Here is a 9,929-nt window from a genome sequence, read left to right as displayed (position 1 = left end):
ACCGGGGCTTCGCCCCGGACCCCGCATCCGACCTCCGGTCGGATCTGCTCAATCGCCGCAGGGGCTGAAAGATCGCCTCAAACGCCGGCGGGGCTGAAGGATCTGTGGGTTTATGATCACCGCCATGCAGCCGAAGGCCGAGACCGTACGTGCCGTGAACCGTCTCACGCGGCGGTGGGCCGAAGGGCTGACCGGGGCGGAGGCGACCGTGTTCTCCGCGCCCAGTCTGTGGCCGCTGCTCGCGCTGCTCGCGGATCCCGCCGCCGGGCCCGCGCGGCAGGAGCTGGAGGAGGCGGTCGGGGTACGGGCGGACCGTGCGATACGGATGGCGCACGATCTGCTCGACGCCTTCGCCTCGATACGGGGGACACGCACCGCGGTGGGGTTCTGGACCGGCGAGGACCTTCCCCTGCATCCGGAGTGGACGCTGCGGCTGCCCGCCGGGATGACCGGGGTTCTGGACAAGGACCCGGACGTCAGCCAGGAGCGGCTCGACGCCTGGGCGGCCGAGCACACCGACGGCCTGATCCCTTCGATGCCCGTACAGGTGGACGACACGACCCAACTCGTGCTCGCGGGCGCCCAGTTGGTCCGTACGCGATGGTTGCGCCCGTTCACCGAGACGCTTCTGTGGCCGCAGGAAGGGCCCTGGCGTGACCGACCGCTGCTCGGTCTGCACCGCACTTCTTCCCTGCTCGACCGCCTGGCCGTCGCCGAGACCCCGTCCGGACCGCTCACCGTTCTCAAGGTCCTCGGCAGCACCGGGGTCGATGTGCATCTGCTGCTCGGGCCCGAGGAGTGGACGCCGGCCGAGGTCCTGTCGCAGGGCATCGACGCGCTGCACCGCGACGCGGTCACCGGGGACCGCCTGCCGCTGGGGGAACCCGGCCCCGGAGTGTCGGTCACCGACGAGCGCAGTTTCCGCCCGGACCGGCCCCAACTCCATGTCACGACCAGCCCGTTCCGTATCGAGGCGCAGCACGATCTGATGGCACAGGCCGCGCTGTACGGCCTGGTCACCGCCTCCGACAGGACCAGCGGCCACTTCCCCGGAATCGGACCGAACCCCCTGGCGGTACAGCAGGCGGCCCAGTCGGCCCTCGCCGTGTTCGACGCCAAGGGCTTCGAGTCCGCGGCCGTTTCGGTCGTCCTTGCCGCAGCCGGCTCCGCGCCGCCGCAGCCGCGGTACACGGTGCGCCGCCTCACGGCCCGGTTCGACCGCCCCTTCGGCTTCCTCACCGTGCACCGCACCTCCCGGCTCGTCCTCACCGCCGGTTGGGTCGCCGACCCGACGCCGTACCCGGAGAACGACCGCCGCTAGGGGTTGAAGTACGGATCGGCCGCGATCGCCGCGAACGCCCGCTGGGCCGCGCCCCTGTCCGGCACCGTCACCCGCCAGTGCGCGTCCGCGTCGGTGCCGTCGCGGTGGAAGTAGACCAGGGCCTTGAGGCCCGGGAACGACTCCTTGACGGCGGAGTGCGCCGCGCCCAGCCACGCCGCCTGCACCGGGTGCGTGTCCGACCGGTGGACGCCCGTCTCGCCGACGATGAACGGCTTTCCGCGCGCGAGGGCGAACGCGTGCGCCGCGTCGAACATCAAGGTGAACGGCCGGTAGTCGTACGCCGGTTCCTCCAGGCGCGGCCGGGCGTACCCGTCCGCGCCGATCCAGTCCACGTACGCGGAACCGGGGTAGAACGGCTCCGCCTTGGCCGTCTCGCGATAGGCCCGCCACGTCGGGCACCACACGAACGCGACCTGCGGCGCGGGGGCGGCGAACCGCCCGTGCACGTACTGCCATACCTCCTTGAACAGGCCGGTGTCGGTGTACCGGAGGTCGAACTCCCAGGTGAAGCGCAGCAGAAGCGGGGCTCCGAGCGCGCCGAGCGCCCGCGCCTGGCCGTCGATCCACGTGTCGTGGGTGCCGGCGAGGATCGCCCGCAGGCGCGCGGTGTCACCGGCCGCCCACGACAGCATCGGGATACGGCCCGCCGCGATGTCGGTGCGCATCCGCACGAGGGGCGGGGACGCGTCGTACATCTGGAAGCAGTGGTTGATGCCGAGAGTGTGCCCGATCTTCGATTCGAGCGGCTCTGGTCCTGAGAGGCCGGTGTCGTCGCCGATGTAGTTGTATGCGCCGAAGTGCGCGCCCGAGGCCGGGATCAGGGACGCTGCCGACAACGCCGAGGCCCGCGCCGGGCCGGCGCCGAGCACCGGCGTCGCGGAGGCCGCGAGGGCGCCCAGGCCGAAGGCCCGGCGGGTGAGGCCGCTCGTCGTCCGCCCGCGGTTCATCGTCCGCCCTCGATCTCGATGAGCGTGAACTCCGGCTCGGGTACGAGGCGTTGGGAGCGCGCATCCGTGATCGCCGCGCCCCACTGGGTGAACTCCGGTGTCTTGTCCCGGTACCCGCGGTTGCCGCGCAGGGTGATGCGCCGGCTGTCGCGGACGCTCATCGCGTACGGGTGCGGGCCGAGGACCGTCGCGACGCGGAAGAAGACGGAGTTGGCGAAGAGCAGATCGCGGCAGCGGTCGAGCTCGACGGCCCGGGAGCGCCAGCCGTGGATGTGGTCCTCGGTCTGAAGTCCGAGGAAGTCCCAGTTCGTGACGGAGCGCAGGACCACTTCGCGCAGTTCGTGGTGCTCGATCGACAGCTCGTACAGGCGGGAGGGTACGGCGGTGTCCTCCGCCAGGAAGCCGTTGTCGGACCAGCCGTTGGCGCTCCAGATGTTGGCGAAGGTGCCGCCTCCGCCGCGCACCCAGATGCTGTGCTTGTGGCGGCCGCGGTAGGTGTAGCCGGGGTTGCCGGTCTCGGCGGCGCCTTCGGGGTGCCACTTCACGAACTGGGTGGTGATGTCGGCGAGTTGGGAGCCTGGCCCCGAGCGCCACAGCAGGCTCACCGCGCCCGGGGTCCGCTCGGCCGTGTCGAGTCCGAGGCCGCTGATGTGGTTGCGTCCGCCGTACGGGGTGGAGAGCAGGGCGCGCGGGCGGTCGTGGTCGCTGAAGTTCGGGTGGGCGTCCACCGTGCGCAGCCAGGTCTGGCGCGGGTGCAGTCCGATCAGGCGGGAGCGGGCGCGCAGGGTGAGGGTGCCGCTCAGGTGGTACTGGCCGATGGGGACGAAGACCGTGTCGTGGCGGTCGACGGCGGCCTGGAACACCGCGAGGTCGTCGGCGCCCTGCCCGATCGTGCGGCCCATCCGCTCGGCCACCTCGGCGACGCTCACCCAGTCCTCGACGGACGGGGGCGGTGCGGCATCGGTGCGGAGCATCGCGCGGATGCGGTCGCCCGTCACACCTGGCGCATCCGCGAGATACACCCCGTCGCGCCGCGACTCGTCCGCGCTCAGCGCGTTCTCGATGCGCAGGCCGTAGGTGAGTTCGCGGACGGTTCCGCTGCCGGGGCCGCTGGTGCGGGTGCCGCTCTGCGCGCGCAGGAGGAGGGTCTCGGTGGCGGTGGTCGTGCAGTTGAGGAGGGTGAGCTGGTTGCCGAGGCGGATCAGGTCGTTCTCCGCGCCGGGGAGCGAGGTGCTGTCGTTGAGCACCGCCACCGCGTCGGTGACCGCGTCGAAGTGCGAGTCCTCGACGTAGAGGTGCTGCCACTGGCCCGGGAAGGACGCGAAGCCGCGCGGGGTGCGGGCGATCACCGCGCGTACGACGGTGAGTTTGGCGTCGTTGAACATCGTGACCGCGGCCGTGCGCTGCCCCTCGAAACGGCAGTCGAGCAGCGTGGTCTGCCAGCCCGCCGACGCGGCGTACGCCTGGAAGCCGACCTCGCCGCCGAAGACCCGTACGCGCTGGATGAGGTTGGCGTTGTGGTCGATGCCCGCGAGGCCCTCGCCGACCTCGATGTCCAGGTCCTGGAGGATGCAGAGCTGCGCGCCGCCGAAGCGGACGGCCAGGGCGTCCGGGTTGCCGGGCCCGATGCGCAGATCGAGATTGACCAGGGCCGAGCCGAAGGTGTCGTTGTTGGCGTACGAGACCGGTCCGCCGACCGGCCGGCGCAGGAAGCCGAACATCTCGCGCGGGGTGCCGTCGGCGTATCCGGGGGTGTGCGCGCCGAGGACGAACAGCGGGCGCTTCACCCCGTATCCGATTACGCGCACCGAGTCGGGCACGGTCACCCGCGAGGTCAGCCGGTAGGTGCCCGCGGGGACCAGGACGACTCCGCCGCCGTCGCCCTTGGGGAAGTCGCGGGCGCCGAGCAGGATGTCGCCGAGCCCGTTGGCCTGCCCGCGCCGGGAGGCCTCGTCGAGTGCGGCCTGTACGGCGGCGGTGTCGTCGCCGACGCCGTCCGCGTGCACCTCGAAGCCGGGGCCGCCCAGCATGACGGCGGTCGGGTCCGGGGGACGGCTTGTATGGATCGAGCGGTACGCGACGGGGTCGTCGTACCGCGTTCCCGCCGCGGTCGCGGGCTGCGGCAGCAGCGGTACGGCGGCGACGCCGGCGCCGAGCGCCACGAAGCCGCGTCTGGACAGGCTGCGGTGGTCCGGGGGCATGCGGAACTCCCTCTACTGTGCGGGCAGTTGTGGCGCCACGGAGGATGGCTCTGCGGAAGGTTCTGGGGTGATCAGCGCGCGGCGGCCACGGTCTCCCCCGGCTGCGGGGAGCACGGCAGGAGCCGATGGCGCTCGGCCATCCGGCCGTCGATGAGTTCGGCGAGCAGGGCGAGGGCCTGTCGGCCCATCTCCTCGCGCGGGATGCGGAATCCGGTCCAGCTCAGGTCGCTGTGCAGGGGCAGTTCGGGCTGTCCGAGCACGGCGAGCGACAGATCGCGCGGAACGTCGAGCCCCCGGCGCCCGGCCGCGGCGCGGAGTTCCTCGGCGCGGTGGCTCTCGGCGAGGAGCAGGCCGGTGAGCCGGTTGTCGCGGGCAAGGTCGGCGATCTCGTCCGGGGTGAGTTCATCGGGGTCGATGGTCAGGGGACGCAGCCCCGCGTCCCGTATCGCGGTGCGATAGCCGTCGAGCCGGTCCTGGTGTGCCTCGCGGCCGCCTGGGGCGCCGACGAAGCCGATGCGCCGATGGCCGTGGTCGAGGAAGACCCGTACGACGTCGGCCGTCGCACGGATGTAGTCGGCGCCGACGAATGCCAGATCCGCCCCGCCGGGCAGCTCACGGCGGCCGACGAACACGAACGGGAAGCCGTCCTCGCTCAGCCGCGCCAGCTCGGCCTTGTCCTCGCCGCGCCCGAGCAGCACACAGCCGTCGGTGACCGCGAGCCGTGCGCGGCCCTGTCCGGTGAGGCTCCGGCGGCCGTCGGCGACCGGGGCGCTGGTAAACAACAGCAGGTCACAGGCGCGCCGTTCGGCCTCGGCTTCGATTCCGCGCAGGAACGGGAAGTAGAAGTCGGCGCTGGTGGAGGGGAAGACGGGCTCGTACGTGAAGACGCCCACGATCTGGTTGCGGCCCCGTGCCAGGCGCTGGGCGAGCGGGTTCGCGGCGTATCCGGTACGGGTGATCGCGTCGAGGACACGGCGGCGGGTGGCCTCGCCCACGCGGTCGTACTCGGCATTCAGGACAAGCGAGACGGTTGCCTGGCTCACCCCCGCCAACCGGGCCACGTCGGCCTGAGTCACCCGTGCGGTCATCGGTTCACCTCCCCCGCCCCATCGCGTTGTTATGCGCATAACGAACTGTTCCGGCCGACTGTTCGCCAGGGCCGTATGGGCAGGGATGCTCATCGCTGCGGGTCGGCGGCGTCAAGGGGCGCGCAGTCGTTATCCGTATTACTGAAGGGCATCGCGGCGGCCGAAATCCCGTCGCGGCCTGGGTGCTTGCCCTGCGTGACACCGCCGCAGCCGCCGGTGATCGACCGCTAATCCGTATTACTCCTGCTGCAACACCCTTGACGCGGCGCGTGATCCGCACCTAGCTTCCTCGGCATCTGCTCCAAGCAATACGTATTAGCCACTCTACGTGAGGGGTTTCCTTCCCATGCCTCAGGCTCCCGGCCGGCTCACCCAGCGCGATATCGCACGACTCGCGGGTGTCAGCCAGACCACGGTGTCGCTGGTGCTCAACAACCGGCCCGACGCGGCACGTATCGCGCCCGAAACCCGGGAGCGTGTACTGCGGGTGATCCGCGAGACCGGTTACGCGGCGGACCCGCTGGCGCGCCGGATGCTCAAGCAGCTCAACCAGATCCTCGGCGTCTTCACGTACGAACCCGTCTTCCCTTCCACGAGCGCCGACTTCTACTACCCGTTCCTGCGCGGGATCGAGGAGAGTGCCGAGCTGAGCGGCTGCGATCTGCTCCTGTTCACCAGCGCTCCGGTGCAGGACGGGATCCGGCGGATCTTCCACGAGAACAACCGCCTGCGGGTCGCCGACGGCTGTGTCCTGCTCGGCCGGGCGATCCCGTCCGCGGAGCTCAGCCGTCTGGTCACGGAGGACTACCCGTTCGTCTGTGTCGGGCGCCGCGACGACGCGGACGGCCTCGCGGTGCCGTATGTCGGCGCCGACTATGTGTCCGCGACGGCCGAACAGGTCGACCGGGCCCGCGCGTTGGGGCACGAACGGTTCGCGTTCGTCGGTCCCGGCGCGGTGGCCGAGTCGTCGGCGGACCGCCTGGAGGGGTTCCGCAGGGCGGCAGGCGAGGACACGCTGCAGGTCGGGGTCGAGCTGCCCGATCCGGTCGACCGCCTCGAGCGGATTCTCGCGGCGGGTGCCACCGCGGTGCTCGTCGACTTCCTCTCCGATGCCGTCGAGCTGACCGAGGCGGCACGGGGCCGCGGTCTGCGGATCCCCGAGGACCTCTCGGTGATCGCGCTCGGCGATCCCACCACCCCGGTCGACGCCCCGCTCGACTACACGGGCTTCACCATCCCCCGCCAGGAGATGGGCCGCCAGGCCGTCGATCTCCTGACGGAGATGCTGCACGGCCAGGCGACGGTCACCCAGCGGCTGCTCGCCTGCCGGCCGGTCGAGGGCGAGACGCTCGCGCCGCCGCCGCGCCACTGACACCAGCACCAGCACCAGCACCGGCACCGGCACCGGCACCGGCACCGGCACGTAAGAACCGCACCGAACACGCACAAGTTCCTTCCGCACAAAGGAGACCCATGCAAGCGGACGTCCTCGTCATAGGCGGCGGTACCGGCGGTGTCGCGGCGGCGCTCGGCGCGCTGCGGGCCGGCCGGAGCGTGCTGCTCACCGAGGAGTACGACTGGCTCGGCGGGCAGCTCACCAGCCAGGCCGTGCCTCCGGACGAGCACACCTGGATCGAGCAGTTCGGCGCGACCGCCTCGTATCGCGCCCTGCGGGAAGGCGTGCGCGACTACTACCGGCGCCACTACCCGCTCACCGAGGCGGCCCGGGCCCGCCGGGACCTCAACCCCGGTGCGGGCCACGTCAGTCGGCTGTGCCACGAGCCGCGCGTCTCGGTCGCCGTGATCGACGCGATGCTCGCGCCGTACCGCGGCTCGGGCCGGCTGACCGTCCTGCAGCCGTACCGTCCGGTCGCCGCCGAGACGGACGGCGACCGGGTCACCTCGGTCACCGTCGAGCACCGCGACACCGGAGAGCGGCTCACCCTCACCGGGTCCTATGTCCTGGACGCCACCGAGACCGGCGAACTGCTTCCGCTCACCGGCACGGAGTACGTCACCGGGTTCGAGGCGCAGTCCGACACCGGGGAGCCCAGCGCACCGGACGAGGCACAGCCCCTGAACATGCAGGCCGTGTCGTACTGCTTCGCGCTCGACCACATCGACGGCGACCACACGATCGACAAGCCCGCCGCGTACGACTTCTGGCGCGCGTACGAACCCTCGTTCTGGGGCGCGCCGCTGCTCTCCTTCCGGGCGCCGCACCCGCGCACCCTGAACGTCGTCGAGCGCGGCTTCACCCCGAACCCCGGGGACGATCCGCTGTCCGTGATCGCCGACCAGCGGGTCAGCGGCGGCGATATGAACCTGTGGACGTTCCGGCGGATCGCGGCCCGCGAGATGTTCACGCCGGGCGCGTACGCGAGTGACATCACGCTCGTCAACTGGCCGATGATCGACTATCTGGAGGGTCCGGCCATCGATGTGCCGGACGCCGCACAGCACTTGGCGCGGGCCAAGGAGCTCTCGTTCTCGATGCTGTACTGGATGCAGACCGAGGCCCCGCGCGCCGACGGCGGCACCGGCTTCCCGGGCCTGCGGCTGCGCGGTGACGTCACCGGTTCCACGGACGGTCTCGCGCAGGCCCCGTACCACCGCGAATCGCGCCGTATCCAGGCCGAGTACACGGTCGTCGAGCAGGATCTCTCGCTCGACGTACGCGGCGGAAAGGGTGCCGTGAACTACGGCGACTCCGTCGGCATCGGGATGTACCGCATCGATCTGCACCCGTCGACCGGCGGCGACAACTACATCGACGTGCCGTCCAGCCCGTTCGAGATCCCGCTCGGCGCGCTGATCCCGCAGCGCATGGAGAACCTCCTGCCGGCGTCCAAGAACCTCGGCACCACGCACATCACCAACGGCTGCTACCGGCTGCACCCCGTCGAGTGGAACATCGGCGAGGCCGCAGGTCTGCTCGCGGCCCACTGCGTCGAGCACGGGCTCAGCCCGCGTGCCGTGCGCAACACCCCCGAACGGCTCGAGACCTTCCAGCGTCTGCTCACTTCACATGGCGTGGAGCTGCGCTGGCCCGACATCAGCGGCTACTGATCAGGAGCACTCCTCATGCGTAAGCAGACCCGCATCTCGCTCGTCGCACTCGCCGCCAGTTCGGTCCTGGCGCTCACGGCGTGCGGCGGTGGATCCGACACCGCGTCGGACGGTCCCGTGAATCTGCGGATGACCGTCTGGTCCGGCAGCCCCGAGCACATGAAGCTGCTCAACGGGATCGCCGACGAGTACCGCAAGGCGAACCCGGACGTGAAGTCCATCAAGTTCGACGTGCTGCCGCTGGAGAACTACACGACGACCCTCACCACGCAGATAGCCGGCGGCAAGTCCCCCGACCTGGCGTGGATCTTCGAGAACTCGTCGGCCGACTTCGTCTCCTCGGGCGCGCTCGCCGAAGTGAAGGTCGACGACGAGAAGGACGTCCTGCCGTCCGCCAAGAAGATCTGGGAGCAGGACGGCAAGCTGTACGCCTACCCCTTCTCCACCTCGCCGTTCGGTGTGTTCGTCAACAACGACATGCTGAAGGAGGCCGGGCAGCCCACGCCGGCCGAGCTCATCGCGCAGGGCAAGTGGAACTGGGACGAGGTCTCCAAGCTCGGCGGCGCGGTGCACGACAAGACCGGCAAGACCGGCATGGTCATCCGCGACTTCGACTACAAGACATGGGACAACCTCGCCCAGTACTGGGGCGGCTGGGGTGCCGAGGCCTGGTCCGAGGACGGAAAGACCTGCGGCTTCGACAAGCCCGAGATGGTCGAGGCGATGACCTCACTGCACAAGGCGATCTTCGAGGACGAGTCGATGCTGGCCCCCGGCACCTCCGCCGACTTCTTCGCCGGGGAGTCCGCGATGACCGTCACACAGATGAGCCGCGCCTCGCTCCTCGAGGACAAGTTCAAGTGGGACTTCGTCCCGCTGCCCGAAGGCCCCAAGGGCGAGTACGACGTCATCGGACAGGCCGGTATCGCACGCCTCGCGCAGAGCAAGCACGCGAAGGAGGCCGACGGCTTCCTGGCCTTCATGACCAACAAGGAGAACTCGGCCAAGCTCGGCGCGTACTTCCCGCAGGCCCGCAGCTCGCAACTGGACGCCGCCACCCTCGCCAAGTCCAACCCGAAGCTCAGCGAGAAGCAGCTGTCGGACGTGGTGATCGACGGGATCGAGAAGGGCAAGGTCAAGCCGGTCCACAGCGGACAGGCGGAAATCGGCGACGCGGTGCGCGGCTCTCTGGACCCGCTGTGGAAGAAGGACGCGGACGTGCAGAAGGTGCTGTCGGGCGTCTGCACCGCGATCAAGCCTCTGCTGGAGCAGTGACCTGCCC

7 protein-coding genes are annotated in these 9,929 nt (G+C 70.5%); 4 read left to right on the top strand and 3 right to left on the bottom strand.

The genetic code is table 11. The features are described from left to right. Nucleotides 1-112 precede the first annotated feature (112 nt). Complete coding sequence (locus tag G6045_RS19905; protein WP_235968073.1) at nt 113-1,321, top strand: serpin family protein; 1,209 nt, start codon at nt 113-115, stop codon at nt 1,319-1,321. Here the strand turns inward: G6045_RS19905 and G6045_RS19900 are convergent. From G6045_RS19900 to G6045_RS19890, 3 genes are all read right to left on the bottom strand, one after another. After that, a complete protein-coding gene (locus tag G6045_RS19900) occupies nt 1,318-2,289 on the bottom strand; it encodes a glycosyl hydrolase (RefSeq protein WP_165333356.1) in 972 nt (323 codons plus the stop codon). The two genes, G6045_RS19905 and G6045_RS19900, sit on opposite strands and share 4 nt — an antisense overlap. Continuing rightward, nucleotides 2,286-4,490, bottom strand: a complete 2,205-nt coding sequence (locus tag G6045_RS19895; protein ID WP_165333355.1) for a glycosyl hydrolase family 28-related protein — start codon at nt 4,488-4,490, stop codon at nt 2,286-2,288. The genes G6045_RS19900 and G6045_RS19895 overlap by 4 nt, the downstream gene beginning before the upstream one ends. A gap of 71 nt (nt 4,491-4,561) precedes the next feature. Next, entirely contained in the window at nt 4,562-5,578 is a 1,017-nt protein-coding gene (locus G6045_RS19890) for a LacI family DNA-binding transcriptional regulator (RefSeq protein WP_165333354.1), read from the bottom strand. A gap of 346 nt (nt 5,579-5,924) precedes the next feature. Here G6045_RS19890 and G6045_RS19885 point away from each other — a divergent pair, with 346 nt between their 5' ends. The 3 genes from G6045_RS19885 to G6045_RS19875 all read left to right on the top strand — a co-directional run bounded on the left by G6045_RS19885 (nt 5,925) and on the right by G6045_RS19875 (nt 9,922). After that, nucleotides 5,925-6,950: a LacI family DNA-binding transcriptional regulator gene (locus G6045_RS19885; RefSeq protein WP_165333353.1), complete on the top strand. Its 1,026-nt coding sequence runs from the start codon at nt 5,925-5,927 to the stop codon at nt 6,948-6,950. Nucleotides 6,951-7,051: 101 nt separating this feature from the next. Next, nucleotides 7,052-8,647, top strand: a complete 1,596-nt coding sequence (locus tag G6045_RS19880; protein WP_165333352.1) for an FAD-dependent oxidoreductase — start codon at nt 7,052-7,054, stop codon at nt 8,645-8,647. Between the two features lie 15 nt (nt 8,648-8,662). Continuing rightward, entirely contained in the window at nt 8,663-9,922 is a 1,260-nt protein-coding gene (locus tag G6045_RS19875) for an ABC transporter substrate-binding protein (RefSeq protein ID WP_165333351.1), read from the top strand. Nucleotides 9,923-9,929: the final 7 nt, after the last annotated feature.

Origin of the sequence: Streptomyces mesophilus (assembly GCF_011044995.1) — a bacterium.
GTDB classification, from domain to species: Bacteria; Actinomycetota; Actinomycetes; order Streptomycetales; family Streptomycetaceae; genus Streptomyces; species Streptomyces mesophilus.
This window is presented reverse-complemented; position numbering and strand designations above follow the sequence as displayed.

Coding starts and splice junctions, on each gene's coding strand:
- G6045_RS19905 (WP_235968073.1), top strand. CDS start 113: ATGATCACCGCCATGCAGCCGAAGGCCGAGACCGTACGTGCCGTGAAC.
- G6045_RS19900 (WP_165333356.1), bottom strand. CDS start 2,289: ATGAACCGCGGGCGGACGACGAGCGGCCTCACCCGCCGGGCCTTCGGC.
- G6045_RS19895 (WP_165333355.1), bottom strand. CDS start 4,490: ATGCCCCCGGACCACCGCAGCCTGTCCAGACGCGGCTTCGTGGCGCTC.
- G6045_RS19890 (WP_165333354.1), bottom strand. CDS start 5,578: ATGACCGCACGGGTGACTCAGGCCGACGTGGCCCGGTTGGCGGGGGTG.
- G6045_RS19885 (WP_165333353.1), top strand. CDS start 5,925: ATGCCTCAGGCTCCCGGCCGGCTCACCCAGCGCGATATCGCACGACTC.
- G6045_RS19880 (WP_165333352.1), top strand. CDS start 7,052: ATGCAAGCGGACGTCCTCGTCATAGGCGGCGGTACCGGCGGTGTCGCG.
- G6045_RS19875 (WP_165333351.1), top strand. CDS start 8,663: ATGCGTAAGCAGACCCGCATCTCGCTCGTCGCACTCGCCGCCAGTTCG.